Raw genomic sequence first — 17,228 nt, 5'->3', positions numbered from 1 at the left:
AATTGCGCGGTTAATTAAGGGTTGTTGACGTCAGCATCGCCTCCAGCTGTTCATGTGACACCTCAATTGCCTGCCCCTGATTCAATAATATAATCCTGTCAGCGCTGCGTATCGTCTCTGGGCGGTGCGCGATGATAATACGTGTTACCGGCATCTTGCCTATAGCTTCGTTAATGCTTCGTTCACGCTCGACGTCAAGATGACTGGAAGCTTCATCAAGAATCAGTAAGTCAGGCTTACGGTATAACGCCCTTGCCAGTAGCACTCGCTGTATCTGCCCTCCCGACAGCGAAGAGCCCATGTCCCCTACCAGGCTATGATAACCCATCGGCATTGCGGTAATGTCATCATGAATTTGCGCAATCTTTGCAGCATATTCGATTCTTTCCATGCTGGGTTCAGCATCGAAAAAGGAAATGTTATCGGATATTGAGCCAGCAAAAAGAATGTCATCCTGCATAACACAGCCAATACGATCGCGATAGTTACGCATACCCAGCTTTTTAATATCGATGCCATCAATTTCAATGACGCCCGATTCGGTTTTCAGTAATCCCATCATCAGCTTAGCCAGCGTAGTTTTACCCTGTCCTGAAGGACCGATAATAGCTACCGATTCACCGGCGGCGATAGAGATATTGCAGTGGTTAATAACGTAAGGTTCGGTTTCTGCATAGCGGAAGCAGAGATCTTTAATGGTTACCGAAGGTGCCTTATTCTCTCTGTCAGGCATGGACGGCAGCAGTGTTTCCATATCCGCTTCCCGATCGGTCAAAACGATATCAGCCAGACGTTCCCCATGCAGACGCAGCATGGTGAAATCAATTACCGCATCAACCAGTCCTGAAGCACGGCTAATAAACTGATCGGAGAAGCTGATAAAGGCAACCAGCATACCACTGGTGAAATTGCCTTCTAATACCTGCAGCGCCGCCATCCAGATCAGGACAATACGTCCCACCCCTGAAATCGTGCCCTGAATAGAACTGAACGCAATGGATAAACGCTGGATCGCTACGCCTTTATTGGTGCTTTCCACCACTGCATTAGCATAGGCCGCAACACGAATTTCCTGTTTATTGTTTAATTTTACTGCCTGAACACCGCGGATTGACTCTAACAGCTGTGACTGCGCACGCGCCGAGGCGGTAATTTGATCTTCATTTGCCTGACGGAAAGGACGGAATGATATCCAGCGAATAACCACATAGGCGGCCAGTAAGGCCAGTACCAGCCAGGCAAGCTTGACGTTATATATAAACAGCATGCCCAGCGTGACAATGGCCATCACGCCGTCAAGGATTGAACTGATAAAACGCCCTGTCAACGTGCTCTGTATGGTACTGATAGATCCAAAGCGTGACAGCACATCACCCACATGTCGCGATTCAAAATAGGACATCGGCAGCCCCAGTAAGTGTGAACAGACGTTAGCCGTCCATTGCACGCTGAGCAAACTGGAAAACCATGTCGTTACCCAGGATCGCAACGCGGATATAGAGATATTTAGCAGCGTAACGATAATGAAGCCGCTTCCTAACAGGGTTAGCAGGTCATAATCTGCGGAGACCAGCACCTGGTCCATAACCCACTGCATATAAAATGGGCTTAAGATGCCGAAAAGCTCCAGCGCGATGGAGAGAATCATAACCTGAGCAAACGCTGAACGAATGCCGGTTACGTTACCAATCAATTTCAGCATCGAAATTGTTTGTTTTTCCTGCACCTGCGTAAAAGTAGCCGTCGGCAACAGTTCCAGCGCCACGCCGGTAAAGCAGCGTGAAACTTCTTCCATTGGCACATCGCGCTTGCCCCTGGCAGGATCGTGAATCGTTATTTTGTCTTTCGAAACGCTTTTCAAAACAACAAAGTGATTCATTTCCCAGTGCAGAATGCAGGGGCGACGTAACTTATGCAGCTCGTCCAGCTCCAGGCGTAAAGCCCTACCCGCCATACCCAGCTGATGAGCAATAAGCATGACATCTGCCAGCGTGGCTCCTTTCAGCGAAGTAGGAAAGCGTTTTCGTAAGGTCACCATATCGATACCGTGACCAAAATAGTTGGCAATCATACCAACACAGGTCAGGCCACACTCGGTAGCCTGCGTTTGCTGCATGACCGGTAATTTACGGCGCCAGCCAAAATTTAGTGCTTCTAAAAACTTCATTACAATCACAACTCCCTGTTGTTAGCTAATGGCTGGGGTAAATTAATTGCCAGAGCGACGGCCAAGTGCATACAGTGGTTCCAGAACCCATTCATAAAGGCGACGGTTATCAATCAGGAAGTCAGCTTCCAGCGCGCTACCCGGACGCAAGTTTTTCGGTGCGCCCATAGACATTGATATCTTGCTTATCCAGCTCAACGACTACGCGATAATGCTGTTCCTGAATATTGTTATTGCCGGTAAGCGTGGCGACTTCCTGCGGAGAAAGCGCGACGCGTGATACTTCGCTGACCTTGCCATATTGCTGACCGAATTTTTGGAAAGGAAAAGCCTGATAGCGCAAAACCACTTTTTGTCCCGGACGGATAAACCCGATAGCGCGGCTGCTGACCATAATACGTGCCTGTAATTTGCCATCGTCAGGTAATACCGAAAATAGCGTCTGACCGGCACTCACCATCTGGCCGGTTTTAGCCATAATGGATCCCACCAGACCATCAGCTGGCGCGCGCAGCACAATAGAACGACGTGATTCATTTTCCGCTAACGACTGCTCCAGCTCAGAGAGGCGGCGTTCAATCTCATTTTCTTTATTACGCTTATTCATCGGCATTTCACGTAACTGCTGGCGCGTTTGCACTAGCTGCTGCTGAACATCCAGGCGCTGACGGGCGATATCCTGCAAACGGGTATTGGCATCAATAACTGCCGCTTCCTGCTGCTCAACCTGGCTATTTGAGGCGTAACCCTCTTGGCGCATCAGAATAAGTTTATCCAACTGGCTCTGAGCAAGCTTCGCCTGGCGGGTGCGCTGCCGTTGTTGCACTTCAAGCTGTTGCAGCTGAGAACTCAACAAACGCTCACGTTCTTCAAAGCCTTTTGTTTCTTCGATGAAAAGCTTTTCCTGGTTTTCCAGATCGGCTTTCAGACGCTCGCGTTGCACTTCGAGCTGCTGCGCGACTTTTTCACGCGTCTGTCCGATGGCGGTAAACACCTCTGAAGAGACAGTGGCCATAGGCTGATCTTTGGTCACCAGCTGACCTTCCTGTACCGAAATATCCACTACGGTTCCCGCCGTCATTGAGGCGACATTCATAATGCCTTTCGCCGGCATCAGTTGCCCGACCGCCGTTTCACGTTTGGTGTAGCTACCGAAAATAAAAAATGCGGCAATAACAAGGGTAATAAACCCAACCAGAGAAATAACCAGCCAACGGTAAGGGGGACAATATAAAGCCACGGTACCGATCATCGTGGTTTTGTTCGCCTCTAAAGCCTCCTGGCGAAATAAAGATTCACTCATTATATTAACGTCCTTGTTTGGTAGATTGCTGACTATTACTAACCGGGCATTGGAAATAATTTAACGTTGAGTAATCCAGTTCACCCAACTCCATCGATAGCTTCAGACCCGCATTTAAGTAGTCATATTGTATTTTGGCTAATTCCTGTAAAGTCTTATAATAACTCTGCTCAGCATTAAGCACGTCGATAATGGTTCTTAACCCGACTTTACGCCCATAGATAGTTGAATTGACTTTATCCTTCGCCGAGGCCAATGCTTTCTTTTCAGCCAGGTACTGGCTTTTACCATTTTTCAGTTTCAGCCAGGCACTTTGCGATTCCTGACGCGCTTTACGGCGTGCATCTTCCAGTAAATCTTTCCCCTGCTCCCGGCGACGGACAGCTTCGATAGACTGGGAGATTTGCGCTCCGCCAGCAAACAGTGGAACGGCTACATTAATGCCAACATTACTGTTACGCGTTTTTGAGGTGGTGCCAAATACCTGATCCCAATCATTCGCATTTTCGGCACGGCTCCAGTTAGTACCGTAAGCAGCCTGTAAGGTAACGACCGGCAAGTGAGCGCCATGCGCCCCTATCAAATCGGCTTTCGCCTGATCCAGCTGGAAAAGCGCAGCGCGGACCTTGAGATTATTTTGCGCTGCTTTTGCCAGCAGAGCCTTGTGATCCTGAGGAACCGGCGAGCGCGTAACGCAGGACATATCTATCGGCTGGACCTCATCGGCATTGCGCCCGGTAATCCTGTTGAAAACCATATTGGCGTCTTCAAGATCGTTTCTGGCCGCAATTTCATCCGCTACCGCTTTATCATAGTTAGCCTGCGCTTCATCCCGCTCCAGTCGAGTCCCTTCTCCTACTTTTAACGCAATCTGCGTTTGGCTCAGCTGCTTAGCAAAAGCCTCTTTAGCATTAATGGCACTGAGCAGGATTTCTCTCTGGAAAATAACGCGAAAATAGGCTTCTGCTACGTTAGCGATCAACTGTTGTTCCGCCTGCATAAGCGTCACGTCCGCGTAGTTTGCTATAGCATCACCACGTTTCCATGTTGCGAATTTCGACATATCAAACAGCGGTTGAGAAAGGCTAACGCTAAAGCTATGGCGAGTTACGCCAGCTGCATAGGTAGCTTTAGGCTGATCCTGTTTGGTGTGAGTACCATTCAGACTGATAACCGGCAGCAAGCCTGCAAGGCCTTGCCACCTTTTCTGACTTTCTGCTTTTTGTGCATTGCGCGCCGCGCTAATTTCACTGTCGTAAAGGCTGGCTGACAGCACAGCCTCCTGTAATGTCAGGCTATAACTGCACGCAGGCGCCATAGCCAGCGCCGCACAAAGAGACGCCATGATGACGTGAACCTTCCTGGTGTTCATTACCAAGTCCTTTTGTGATAAGAAAGCGAGGATCAAATAATATTGTTCATGCAAGCGTACTGGATAAGCTCGCTATTAGTATTCACGTTTAGTTTTTTCATCGCGTTATACTTCTGTGTCGCCACAGTGCTTACCGCACGATTTTGTTTTTTAGCAATATTTGACAGCGAAAGACCCATTGAATAGAGGCGAATGATTTCCCACTCTTTGGCCGTTAAGCGGCTTGTCTTTTCAACGTCGTTTTCGAGAATAGAGGAAATGAACTTGGAGAGGTAAGCACTATTGCGCTTTTTACTAAAGATTTCACACAGTGCTTTTTTCATTTCGCTTACAGGATCATATTTACTAACAATAGCGTCAGCACCATAGCTTATTGCTTTTTTCAGAATCGATAAATTGTCATATTCTACATATAGTATTACCTTGGCTTCTGGTGCTGCTCGCTGGATGGCTCTGATTTTTGAAACACCATAAATTTGCGTTTCATCATTTCCATAAGAAAGATCTGTGATTATCGCATCTATCTTCTCTTTACAAGAGGAGCGAACGATGCCCGCTTCACTCAATGAAAAGTCAGAAATGATATTACAACCTAATTCATCCTTGACGTAGTTACAAAGGAAATACTGAATGGCAGGATACTTATCTGATATAGCTAAGTTAATTTTCAACATATTGAGATATCCTTCTCTGATGCTAACCCGGTGACAGCTGGTTCCCTATAGTTAGCTCGACACGCAGCTTAATTGCTTATGCTACGCAGGCGAGCTAATTTCTTTTCACTCAATAATTTCTGAACAATTCTAATGTGTCCTTAGCCTATTAACAAGCCATACCTACATTAAACAATGGAATCAAAAATAGCAAAGCTTCGATAAAATGATTTAATGCTAATTGCTATCATTGTTCTCAAGATTGATTGAGATTGCATGGCAAGTAATTGATTTTAAGTTAATTAATGCAATAAGACTTAATATGAGATCTAATGAAAGTAGTAAATATACTTATCTTTTTAAAAGATAAATTCACCTTTAAATCTCAAGTTAACTAATTAATGTCTCATTTTTACCTAAAAAATCTTAATTTATGAGACAAGTCTCGACTAAGTTTGAAGACCATTCTCAACGGTCCTGATGGGAAAGTTTGAGATGAATGAGAGGTTTTCTAAGACTTATCTTTTACTGTTAATATCTTTTTATTATAGCGATAAATAGCGTTACGTTAATCAACCAGGCCATCCGTGCGGCAAGAAATTTCATAAAAGCTAAAAAAGCGCACACTACTGGTTTATTATGTAACTAGCTTCCCTGGTGACTATTGATATAATGCTTTATTGGTACTGTAATAAAATTTAGCAACTATTTAATTGAAGCGGCATTAGGCCACTAATAGTGCTACCTTCCGGGAAAGTATCCTTTGATTTAAGCTTTTTTTCCTTTTCCTTTTTGTTGATTAACTTGCTGGAACAGATTCTCAACCATTTGTAAGCCAGCGGACAGAGCGGGAAACCTCAAGCTAAACGTTCGCTTTATCCTTGTAAATTCGGGTGAGAGGCCATTTTTCTCCTCGCTTCGGACATGCTCTCTTCTTCTCTAACAACGCTACTCATTTCGTATACAGAAAGATATTACTTACAAATAATAATCAACCTCCAAATATTAAATATCCCGTTGTTTTATAATGTTTTCAGCACATGATCCTCTTGAAAAAAGCGACTGCCCGTACCGGGTAGCTGGCTGAAAGTAGATTTTTTTACCATGCTAAAAATGAGATATGAAAATTTTAACCAGCAACATGCGGGTAAACGCAAACAGAAAGGGGCAAACACGTGAGGAAGCTTAAAGACGACACCCTGGCCTGACGGATATTGACAAACCTGAAGCTGAGTGAACAAGAGCGTTAAGCACTTAATCGACTCATTAATTCAGTACAAAGACAAAACATTGCCAACACAAATCAACCTTAATTAACTCACTAACAATAATTACAGGTTTAATTATTGTTAGTATAGCAATATTTTATAGATACGGATTATATACTTACAAGCAGCTTTTGCAGAAATTAAACGATACATGAACTGTTTCACTGATAGAACCAACGTATGTTTACACCAACAGCCAGGCTTCAACTTAATCCTAAAAGTAGAAAACTATTCTTAAATCGAGGTGCAAATATCTCAGAAAATTCTTACAATAAGATGGATGATTATCGGACCATTTTCACGGAGCGACAGATGGCAAGTCATTTTGTACGCTGGACGCTTGCTCAGTATCGGGCAGATGTACAACGTATCCCAGCGGATATAGTGGAGAGCGCCCGCTTCCTTGGCGAGAAACGGCGCAGTCGTTATCTGGCAGCGCGTATGCTGTTGGCTGAGCTGATGCTGCGCGTCTATGGTATGTCACAGTTGCCCGCTCTGACCACAACCAACAGTGGTCGTCCCTGCTTTATCGATCCCGATCTTCCTGATTTCAGCATTGCTTATGCCGGTAATGTTATTGGTGTACTGCTGGCTGAAGAGAACAGCCGCGCCGGACTCGATATGGAAATGGTGCGGGCACATAGCCGCCAGACGGTAGAACATCATATGCAGCACCTGTCTTCCGGCGAGCGTGCGTGGATTAACGCTCAGCAAGATCCCTTAGAAGCTATCACACAAATATGGACGCTGCGCCAGAGCGTACTGAAATTGACTGGAGAGAACAGCGATTGCAGCACGTCATTACGCCTGCATCCCGCCTCTGGTCGGCTGCGCTCCCAGGTGCTTGCTGATGTGCAGGCCGTATGTGATGTCGAACCTTTACTGATTTGGTCATGTGCATTGTCGCCCGCCACCAGCCGGCTACGGTTGTGGGAGATCGACAACTACCATAACTGGACTGCGCTACGTGATATTGAGATGAATAAGGCGAATATGGGGCCGCATACGCTGCGGCTCACCAGTATGCCACCGGAAAGGCAGTTGCAGCATCATGCTGCAACTCCTTAAAATTAGTGAGCGTCGATAAACGCGATTTTGAGTACAAACAGTAAGGCAACTACCACTACGCAGGGGCTGATTTCGCGCCAGCGTCCCGTTCCGGCTTTCATTATGCAATAGGCGATAAAGCCCAGCGCAATGCCTTCTGTAATTGAGAAGCTAAACGGCATCATGGCAGCGGTAACGAAAGCGGGCACCGCCTCAGTCAAATCATCCCACTTAACCCGCGCCAGGCTGGAAGTCATTAGTACGCCAACATAAATCAAAGCGCCAGCAGCGGCATAGCCAGGCACCATTGACGCCAGCGGCGAGAGAAACATCACCAGCAGAAACAAAATGCCGGTTACCACTGCCATCAGGCCGGTACGTCCACCAACAGATACGCCAGAAGAACTTTCGATATAAGCGGTAACGGAAGAGGTGCCGATCGCTGCGCCAGCAACGGAGCTCACGCTATCTACCAGCAGCGCCTGCTTCATGCGCGGGAATTTCCCTTCTTTATCCGCCAGTCCGGCCTTATCGGTCACACCAATCAACGTGCCGGAAGAGTCAAACAGGTTAACCAGCATAAATGAGAAGATGATACCAGCCATGCTGATATTAAACGCACCGCTTACATCAACCTGGCCAATTACGGATCCGATTGACGGAGGTGCGGAAAAGATACCGCTGTACTTCACATCGCCCAGCAGCAATCCGGCCAGCGTGGTAACTATGATGGAAATCAGGACGGCTGCATGAACATTCCGTGACGCCAGTACGGCGATAATAAAGAAGCCCAGCGCACCAAGCAAAACGCTGTGCGAAGTTAAGTCCCCCACGGAAACCAGCGTAGCTTCATTACCAACGATGATACCGGCATTTTTCAGGCCCATCAGCGCAATAAACAAGCCGATCCCGGCGGTAATGCCGGTACGCAGGCTAAGCGGAATATTAGCAATCATCCAGTAGCGCACACGGAACAGCGTCAGTAGCAGCAGCCCTGTCGCTCCCCAGAAAATTGCGCCCATACCTACCTGCCATGAATACCCCATCGCCCCTACGACGACAAAGGCGAAGAATGCGTTTAGCCCCATTGCTGGTGCCAGCGCCACCGGCAGGTTAGCTACCACGCCCATTAAAATACTGCCCAAAGCGGCAATCAAACAGGTGGTGACAAATACCGCCTGGGTATCCATGCCCGCAGCGCCAAGAATTTGTGGGTTAACAAAGACGATATATACCATCGTCAGAAAAGTTGTAAATCCGGCAATTACTTCGGTTCGCACCGTAGTGCCGTGCTCCTGAAGCCGGAACAGGCGTTGCAATAAGCCTTGTTTTGTCATTTGTTGCATCCGAACGGGTGAAAAGGACGCTGCGTATGCTAGCGATTTTGACCGAACTGTACACTATTTTTCGCAAACGGTTGCGGTTTGCGAGAAAATCCCTTTGATGGCTCGCATTCCGCACTCAGTCGGTTAAAGTGAGCCTGACCGCACCATTAAGGATGAAGCAACATGAGTATTGAATGTCTGTTTTTTGACTGCGACGGTACGCTGGTGGATAGCGAACGTCTTTGCACCCAGGCCTATGTAGACACCTTTGCACGTTATGGCGCCACGCTTTCCCTACAGGAAATGTTTGAAAAATATAAAGGCGTAAAGCTTTACGACATTATTGCTGACGTAGCATGTCAGCATCCTCTTAACGCACCGGTAGAGGAGATCGAACGGGAATATCGTCAACAGGTGGCGCGCCTGTTCGATGCCCATTTGCAACCTATTGCAGGCGCAAACGCTCTACTTGAGCAGATCTGTGTGCCAATGTGCGTAGTCTCTAACGGCACGATACCGAAAATGCAGCATTCGCTCGGTCTGACCGGTATGCTTTCCTTTTTTGATGGCCGGTTGTACAGCGGCTACGATATCGGTCACTGGAAACCCGATCCACAGCTGATGTTCCATGCAGCGCAGCAGATGCAGGTGCCGATTGAGCGCTGCCTGCTCGTTGATGACTCTGAAGCTGGCGCACAGGCGGGCGTGGCCGCAGGTATTCCGGTATTTTATTACTGCGCCGATGCCCATAACCGGCCAATCGATCATCCGCTGGTAACGCCATTTAACGATCTGGCCCAGCTCCCGACACTCTGGCGCGAACGCGGCTGGTCACTTACTCGCTAAAGCATCCTTTACTACGCCTGAAAACTCAGCCGCGCCACTAAACGACGCGGCTGATCAGGACACAGGAGATCAGGCGGGACTGCTGCCGTTTTCATCGCCTGCCAATAACTTATCCAGTCTGTCGCCACCGACGTGACGGAAATCCTGACCTTTCACGAAATAGAAAATAATTTCGCAGATATTCTGGCAACGATCGCCGATACGCTCGATGGCGCGCGCGCAGAATAATGCGGTCAACACGCTGGGAATAGTGCGCGGATCTTCCATCATGTAAGTCATCAGCTGACGCACAATGCCTTCATATTCCTGATCGACTTTTTTGTCTTCACGATAAATTTCGATCGCTGCGCTGAGATCCATACGTGCAAAAGCATCCAGCACATCATGCAGCATTTGAATCGTATGGTGGCCCAGCGATTCCAGGCTCACCAACAGCGACTGATGCTGCTGGCTGAACTTCTCTAGTGCCGTGCGGCTGATTTTCTCCGCCACGTCACCAATACGCTCCAGCTCAGAGATAGTTTTGATAATCGCCATCACCAGACGCAGATCGCTGGCGGTGGGCTGCCGCTTGGCAATAATGCGCACACAGGCCTCATCAATCTCCACCTCCATCATATTGACCTTCTGGTCACCGTCGATCACTCGCTTCGCCAGCTCGCCATCCTGATTATGCATGGCGGTAATGGCATCGGTAAGCTGCTGCTCCACCAGCCCGCCCATAATCATCACCTGGGTGCGGATGTGCTCAAGCTCAGCGTTGAACTGGCCGGAGATATGTTTATTCAGGTTAAGGTTATCCATCGGTTTCTCCAGTCATCAACCATAGCGGCCGGTAATATAATCTTCGGTCTGTTTCTGATGCGGCTTGGTAAACAGCGTATCGGTATCGCTGAATTCAATCAGCTCGCCGAGATACATAAAGGCGGTGTGGTCGGAGCAGCGCGCCGCCTGCTGCATATTGTGTGTAACGATCACCACGGTGTAATCCTGTTTCAGTTCGGTGATCAGCTCTTCAATACGCCCGGTGGAGATCGGGTCCAGCGCCGAACAGGGCTCATCCAACAGCAATACTTCGGGACGGATAGCGATACCGCGCGCGATACAGAGTCGCTGTTGCTGGCCGCCGGAGAGACTGTAACCGCTCTGATGCAGCTTGTCTTTGGTTTCATTCCACAGCGCCGCCTTGCTCAGCGCCCACTGTACGCGCTGATCCATATCGGCGCGCGACAGCTTTTCAAACAGGCGTACGCCAAAGGCGATATTGTCATAAATCGACATCGGGAAGGGCGTCGGCTTCTGAAACACCATACCGACGCGGGCGCGCAGCAGCGCAATATCCTGCGTTTCGGTAAGAATATTTTCGCCATCCAGCCGGATTTCCCCTTCGGCACGCTGTTCAGGATAGAGTGAATACATCCTATTAAAGGTGCGCAGCAGGGTAGACTTGCCGCAGCCCGATGGCCCGATAAAAGCGGTCACCTGGTTACGGGCAATCTCCAGATTGATATTTTTCAGCGCATGGAATTTCCCGTACCAGAAGTTCAGATCGCGCACCTTAATTTTACCGGATGTCTGAGTAACCATAATCTTCTCTTTCTCTATATACCGCGCCGCCACCGCTGCGCGATGAATTAGTTTTTCGATTTGGCGAAAATCACACGCGCCAGAATATTCAGCAACAGAACACAGAGCGTGATTAGCAGGACGCCAGCCCAGGCCAGGCTTTGCCACTCGGCAAAAGGACTCATGGCGAACTTAAATATGGTGACCGGAAGGTTTGCCAGCGGCTGCATCATGTCGGTGCTCCAGAACTGGTTCGACAGTGAAGTAAACAGCAGCGGTGCTGTTTCGCCGGCAATACGTGCTACCGCCAGTAGTACGCCGGTAATAATGCCGGAAACTGACGCTTTCAGCGTGATGGCGGAAATCATCTTCCACTTCGGCGTGCCGAGCGCATAGGCTGCTTCGCGCAGGCTATCCGGCACCAGCTTCAGCATATTTTCCGTGGTACGGATAACAATCGGTACCTGGAGCAGCGCCAGCGCAATCACGCCAGCCCAGCCGGAGAAGTGCTGCATTTGCGCCACCACCAGGGTATAGACAAACAGCCCTACCACAATTGACGGTGCCGACAACAAAATATCGTTAATAAAGCGAATGACCTCAGCCAGCCAGGATTTACGGCCATATTCCGCCAGATAGATACCCGCCAGAATGCCCAACGGCGTACCGAACAGCGTTGCCCACAGGATCAGCAGGCCGCTGCCAGCAATGGCGTTAGCCAGACCACCACCGGCAGTATTGGGCGGCGGCGTCATCTCAGTAAATAACGCCAGCGAAAATCCATCAACGCCGCGGGTAATAGTGGTAAACAGAATCCACACCAGCCAGAACAGGCCGAAAGCCATGGTCAACATAGAAAGCGTCAGGGCGATTTTATTGCGCAGGCTACGACGCGCCTGCATTTTGCGCCGTGATGCCTGTAGTTCGGTACGGGCATGAATATCGAGCGTGGTCATGAGCGCGCTCCTTCACTTTTCGCCAGTCTAAGAATCATTAGCTTAGAAATTGCCAGCACGATAAAGGTGATCACAAACAGGATCAGCCCCAGCTCCATCAGCGCGGCAACATGCACGCCAGATTCCGCTTCGGCAAACTCATTTGCCAGCGCGGAGGTAATACTGTTGCCCGGCATATAGAGCGATACGCTGTCAAGCTGGTAGGTATTGCCGATAATAAAGGTGACCGCCATTGTCTCGCCCAACGCACGGCCCAGCCCCAACATGACGCCGCCGATAACGCCGTTTTTAGTAAAGGGCAGCACGATACGCCAGATCACTTCCCAGGTAGTACAGCCAATCCCATAAGCGGACTCTTTCATCATCACCGGCGTCTGCTCAAAGACATCGCGCATTACCGAGGCGATGTAGGGAATTATCATGATGGCCAGAATCACGCCTGCGGCGAGGATGCCGATACCGAACGCCGGGCCTTCAAACAGCGCGCCCACCAATGGAATAGTGGAAAGCACGTTGCCGACCGGCGTCTGAAAATATTCGGCGAACAACGGAGCAAAAACAAACAGCCCCCACATGCCGTAAACAATACTGGGAATCGCCGCCAGCAGTTCGATCGCCACCCCAAGCGGACGTCGCAGCCAGCCGGGTGCCAGCTCGGTTAAAAACAGTGCGATACCGAAGCTGACCGGCACGGCAATCAGCAGCGCAATCAGCGAGGTCACTACGGTGCCGTAAATCGGCACCAGCGCACCAAAGTTTTCATTGGGCGCATCCCACTCTTTATTCCACAGAAACGAGAAACCAAATTTCTCAATGCTGGGCCAGGAGGAGAAGAGCAGGGAGATAATGATGCCGCCAAGCAACAAAAGCACAATCAGCGCCGCCAGTTTTACCAGCACGCCGAAAAGGATGTCGCCTTGTTTTCCTGGGGCCTTAAAAGACGGCCTGGATTCAGCCATAAATGTCTCGACAGAAGAAATCCACAGGGCGGCAATCAGCTGCCCGGATACTACGGGCCGACATTCAGTCGACCCATACCGTTAAGCCATTACTGATAGAGCGCTTTACCGGAGCTATCTTTAATCTGCGCTTTCCAGTCAGAGCGAATCTGCTCTACCACTAAGTCGGGCAGCGTCGCGTAATCCAGGCTGGTGGCCGTTTTGTCACCCTCTTTATAAGCCCAGTCAAAGAACTTAATTACCTCTGCGCCTTTCGCTGCATTGGTCTGGTTCTTGTACATCAGAATGAAGGTGGTGGTAGTAATCGGCCAGGCATCTTTGCCTTTCTGATTGGTCAGATCCTGAGCGTAAGACTTGCTCCAGTCAGCGCCTTTAGCCGCATTACTGAAGGTTTCTTCCGTTGGAGATACCGGCTGTCCATCAGCATCAATCAGTTTGGTATAGGCCAGTTTGTTCTGTTTCGCGTAGGCGTATTCCACATAGCCGATAGAGCCAGGCAGACGCTGAACAAAGGCGGCGATGCCGTCGTTGCCTTTACCGCCGAGGCCGGTCGGCCAGTTAACCGTGTTGCCTTTGCCGACTTTTTCGCTCCACTCCTGGTTAACCTTGGAGAGGTAGCTGGTAAAGACGAATGAAGTACCGGAACCATCAGCGCGACGCACTACGGCGATATTTGTTTCCGGCAGCTTGATACCGGGGTTCAGCTTAGCGATCGCCGGATCGTTCCATTTTTTAATTTTACCGAGATAGATATCGCCTACTGTCTGACCGTCCAGCGTTAACTGGCCGGATTGTATACCTGGCAGGTTAACTGCCAGTACCACGCCGCCAATTACGGTGGGGAACTGGAACAGGCCATTTTTCTGTAGGTCTTCATCTTTCATTGGTGCATCAGACGCACCGAAATCCACTGTTTTTGCGATAATCTGCTTCACGCCGCCGGAAGAGCCAATGCCCTGGTAGTTGATTTTACTGCCGGTTGCTTGCTGATAATCTGCTGCCCACCTGGCATAAACCGGAGCCGGGAACGTACCGCCTGCACCCGTCAGATCGGTGGCTGCAAAGGCAGATACCGCGCTCAGGGAGAGGGTGGCGGCAACAAATTTGGCTACGGTGCTACGCATCAGTGTCATATTCCCTCCGGGGGAGTAAAATTCAGGCTGTACGCCGTTTTAGTAAGAATCAGTGATTGCTGCAAGGAGGGAAAATAGGACAGTTTAATGACAGTGAGATGTACTAAATATGACAGTTTTGTGACAGGCGGAAAGCGTGCAGAGGAATCCATAATCCGCTTTTTCCTTTGTGCAAGGCGGCGCTAACTCTGTGTTTAATGTTAACAAAAATAATTCTTCAAAAAATAAAGGAGGTGCTTATACTAGTGTCGATCCATGTAGGGCAGGAATTATTGAAGGAATGATTGCTGGTCAATGTACAAAGGACAGCTTTAATAATGGCTGTGGCGGTAAATCTGATTCAAATTATGGCAGTCAATGTACCTGGCAATCATCAGAAAAACGAACCCAAAAACAGGCTGTCACAATGAAAACTATTATTCATTTTTCATTATACCTGGCGCTTTTTATTATTGGCTTTGCATTACTTAACAACGCTAACGTACTTGATTTAAATACTCATTCAAGAAGTGAGTTAATTTCTAAATTCATTGTTATGATTATCGTGCTCATCGCTACAACGCGCTGGGGGATAAAAGCTTATACGTTATTAACAGGTCAAAATAAAAATTAAAAAAGAGGAAATAATTTTCCTCTTTTTATAAAAGTCTATCGTTCCAGAGATGGCGGCAGCTATTTTTACTATTTCTGTCGTTGCGCATTTAGCACTAACAATTCGGCTATGCCTGTTAAAGCACATAGCCGAAACGTAACAGCTGGTGCCCCGCTTTATTCTACCGTCACGGATTTAGCCAGGTTACGCGGCTGATCGACATCGGTCCCTTTAATCAACGCCACATGATAAGACAGCAGCTGGAGCGGCACGGTGTAGAAAATAGGTGCAATCACCTCTTCGACATGCGGCAGCGGGATAATCTTCATCCCTTCGCTATCGCTAAAGCCTGCATCCTGATCGGCAAATACATATAGCAGACCACCGCGCGCGCGCACTTCCTCAATATTCGACTTCAGCTTCTCCAGCAGATCGTTATTTGGCGCAACGACGATCACCGGCATATCGGCATCAATTAACGCCAGCGGACCATGTTTTAACTCGCCTGCCGCATACGCTTCCGCGTGAATATAAGAGATCTCTTTCAGCTTCAGCGCGCCTTCCATCGCGATCGGATATTGATCGCCTCGGCCAAGGAACAGCGCATGATGCTTATCGGAGAAGCCTTCCGCCAGCGACTCAATTAATTTATCCTGCGCCAACATTTGCTCAATGCGGCTCGGCAGCGCCTGCAAGGCATGAACGATATCATGCTCAATCTGCGCATCTGCGCCTTTAAGCCGCCCCAGCTTCGCCACCAACATCAGCAGCACCGCCAGCTGGGTGGTAAAGGCTTTGGTTGAAGCAACGCCAATCTCCACTCCGGCTTTGGTCATCAGTGCCAGATCGGATTCACGCACCAGCGAAGAGCCCGCCACGTTACAAATAGCCAGCGAGCCGAGATAACCCAGCTCTTTCGACAAACGCAGCGCCGCCAGGGTATCGGCGGTTTCACCCGACTGGGACAGAGTAATCAGCAGGCTATTTTTACGTACCGCTGATTTGCGGTAGCGGAATTCAGAAGCGATTTCTACATCGCACGGCAGGTTCGCCAGCGCCTCAAACCAGTAGCGCGCAACCATGCCGGAATTATAGGAGGTGCCGCAGGCGATAATCTGCACATGCTCCACCTGCGCCAGCAGCGTTTCCGCCTGCGGGCCAAGCTCGCTGAGATCGACTTCACCATGGCTGAAACGCCCGGTTAAGGTATTTTTCAGCGCGTTCGGCTGCTCGTAGATCTCTTTTTGCATGTAATGGCGGTACATGCCTTTATCGCCCGCATCATACTGAGCACTCGACTCAATTTCAGCACGCTTCACCTGTTTGCCATCGCGATCGATAATGGTAACTTCACGACGCGTGACTTCAGCGATGTCGCCTTCTTCCAGATAGATAAAGCGGCGTGTTACCGGCAACAGTGCCAGCTGATCGGAGGCGATAAAGTTTTCCCCGACGCCGCAGCCAATTACCAGCGGACTACCGGAACGGGCGGCCACCAGCAGCGATGGATCGCGGCTGTCCATGATCACCATGCCATAGGCACCGCGCAGCTGAGGGATAACGCGCAGTATTACTTCCCGCAGCGTGCCGCCCTGTTTCTGCTCCCAGTGCACCAGATGCGCCACCACTTCCGTATCGGTTTCAGATGCGAAGCGATAGCCGCGCTCAATCATCATTTCACGCAGCGGTTCGTGGTTCTCGATAATGCCGTTATGCACAACAACGATATGCTCAGACACATGCGGGTGCGCGTTGGCTTCAGAGGGCTCGCCGTGCGTTGCCCAGCGGGTATGGGCGATACCGGTACCGCCGATCAGCGGATGCTGTTCCGCCGCTTCAGACAGCTTCTGTACTTTGCCTACCCGACGCAGGCGCGTAACGTGCCCTTGTTGATCCACCACCGCCAGCCCGGCGGAATCATAACCTCGATATTCAAGACGACGCAGGCCTTCTAACAGAATTTCAGCAATATCACGTTGCGCAACGGCGCCAACAATTCCACACATAGTTTATTTCCTGACTAATGGCGCTTATGCGCCAG

Annotated in this window: 14 protein-coding genes; 3 read left to right on the top strand and 11 right to left on the bottom strand. The window is 49.4% G+C overall.

Features of this window, described 5'->3' with window-relative positions:
• Nucleotides 1-10: 10 nt before the first annotated feature.
• The 4 genes from C7M51_RS17485 to C7M51_RS17470 all read right to left on the bottom strand — a co-directional run bounded on the left by C7M51_RS17485 (nucleotide 11) and on the right by C7M51_RS17470 (nucleotide 5,516).
• Complete coding sequence (locus C7M51_RS17485) at nucleotides 11-2,167, bottom strand: peptidase domain-containing ABC transporter (RefSeq protein ID WP_160622830.1); 2,157 nt, start codon at nucleotides 2,165-2,167, stop codon at nucleotides 11-13.
• 136 nt (nucleotides 2,168-2,303) lie between these two features.
• Complete coding sequence (locus C7M51_RS17480) at nucleotides 2,304-3,470, bottom strand: HlyD family secretion protein (RefSeq protein ID WP_280116101.1); 1,167 nt, start codon at nucleotides 3,468-3,470, stop codon at nucleotides 2,304-2,306.
• A 4-nt stretch (nucleotides 3,471-3,474) separates the two neighbouring features.
• A complete protein-coding gene (locus C7M51_RS17475) occupies nucleotides 3,475-4,842 on the bottom strand; it encodes a TolC family outer membrane protein (RefSeq protein WP_160622829.1) in 1,368 nt (455 codons plus the stop codon).
• A 32-nt stretch (nucleotides 4,843-4,874) separates the two neighbouring features.
• Nucleotides 4,875-5,516 (bottom strand): LuxR C-terminal-related transcriptional regulator, encoded by a 642-nt coding sequence (locus C7M51_RS17470; protein ID WP_141177446.1) that lies wholly within the window; start codon nucleotides 5,514-5,516, stop codon nucleotides 4,875-4,877.
• Nucleotides 5,517-7,075: 1,559 nt separating this feature from the next.
• Between C7M51_RS17470 and C7M51_RS17465 the strand changes: the two genes are divergently transcribed.
• The gene (locus tag C7M51_RS17465) at nucleotides 7,076-7,831 is read left to right on the top strand and encodes a 4'-phosphopantetheinyl transferase family protein (RefSeq protein ID WP_160622828.1); all 756 of its coding nucleotides are present in this window, start codon (nucleotides 7,076-7,078) and stop codon (nucleotides 7,829-7,831) included.
• 2 nt (nucleotides 7,832-7,833) lie between these two features.
• Here the strand turns inward: C7M51_RS17465 and C7M51_RS17460 are convergent, their stop codons facing one another.
• The gene (locus C7M51_RS17460; RefSeq protein ID WP_160622827.1) at nucleotides 7,834-9,147 is read right to left on the bottom strand and encodes an NCS2 family permease; all 1,314 of its coding nucleotides are present in this window, start codon (nucleotides 9,145-9,147) and stop codon (nucleotides 7,834-7,836) included.
• 171 nt (nucleotides 9,148-9,318) lie between these two features.
• Between C7M51_RS17460 and yieH the strand changes: the two genes are divergently transcribed.
• Nucleotides 9,319-9,981, top strand: coding sequence for a 6-phosphogluconate phosphatase (yieH, locus tag C7M51_RS17455; RefSeq protein ID WP_160622826.1), 663 nt, complete (start codon nucleotides 9,319-9,321; stop codon nucleotides 9,979-9,981).
• Nucleotides 9,982-10,050: 69 nt separating this feature from the next.
• Here the strand turns inward: yieH and phoU are convergent, their stop codons facing one another.
• The 5 genes from phoU to pstS form a co-directional block, all read right to left on the bottom strand.
• Entirely contained in the window at nucleotides 10,051-10,785 is a 735-nt protein-coding gene (gene phoU, locus C7M51_RS17450) for a phosphate signaling complex protein PhoU (protein ID WP_160622825.1), read from the bottom strand.
• Nucleotides 10,786-10,800: 15 nt separating this feature from the next.
• On the bottom strand, nucleotides 10,801-11,568 hold the full coding sequence (pstB, locus tag C7M51_RS17445; RefSeq protein ID WP_160622824.1) for a phosphate ABC transporter ATP-binding protein PstB: 768 nt from the start codon (nucleotides 11,566-11,568) through the stop codon (nucleotides 10,801-10,803).
• 47 nt (nucleotides 11,569-11,615) lie between these two features.
• The gene (pstA, locus tag C7M51_RS17440; RefSeq protein ID WP_160622823.1) at nucleotides 11,616-12,503 is read right to left on the bottom strand and encodes a phosphate ABC transporter permease PstA; all 888 of its coding nucleotides are present in this window, start codon (nucleotides 12,501-12,503) and stop codon (nucleotides 11,616-11,618) included.
• Nucleotides 12,500-13,462: a phosphate ABC transporter permease PstC gene (pstC, locus tag C7M51_RS17435; RefSeq protein WP_160622822.1), complete on the bottom strand. Its 963-nt coding sequence runs from the start codon at nucleotides 13,460-13,462 to the stop codon at nucleotides 12,500-12,502. The genes pstA and pstC overlap by 4 nt, the downstream gene beginning before the upstream one ends.
• Before the next feature lie 89 nt (nucleotides 13,463-13,551).
• Nucleotides 13,552-14,595, bottom strand: a complete 1,044-nt coding sequence (pstS, locus tag C7M51_RS17430; RefSeq protein ID WP_160622821.1) for a phosphate ABC transporter substrate-binding protein PstS — start codon at nucleotides 14,593-14,595, stop codon at nucleotides 13,552-13,554.
• Between the two features lie 190 nt (nucleotides 14,596-14,785).
• On the opposite strand from pstS, the gene C7M51_RS17425 reads away from it, so the two are divergent.
• Complete coding sequence (locus C7M51_RS17425) at nucleotides 14,786-15,208, top strand: hypothetical protein (protein WP_160622820.1); 423 nt, start codon at nucleotides 14,786-14,788, stop codon at nucleotides 15,206-15,208.
• A 155-nt stretch (nucleotides 15,209-15,363) separates the two neighbouring features.
• Here C7M51_RS17425 and glmS read toward each other — a convergent pair whose 3' ends face one another.
• On the bottom strand, nucleotides 15,364-17,193 hold the full coding sequence (gene glmS / locus C7M51_RS17420) for a glutamine--fructose-6-phosphate transaminase (isomerizing) (RefSeq protein WP_160622819.1): 1,830 nt from the start codon (nucleotides 17,191-17,193) through the stop codon (nucleotides 15,364-15,366).
• Nucleotides 17,194-17,228: the final 35 nt, after the last annotated feature.

It is taken from the genome of Mixta intestinalis, from assembly GCF_009914055.1.
In the GTDB taxonomy this organism is placed as follows: domain Bacteria; phylum Pseudomonadota; class Gammaproteobacteria; order Enterobacterales; family Enterobacteriaceae; genus Mixta; species Mixta intestinalis.
This window is presented reverse-complemented; position numbering and strand designations above follow the sequence as displayed.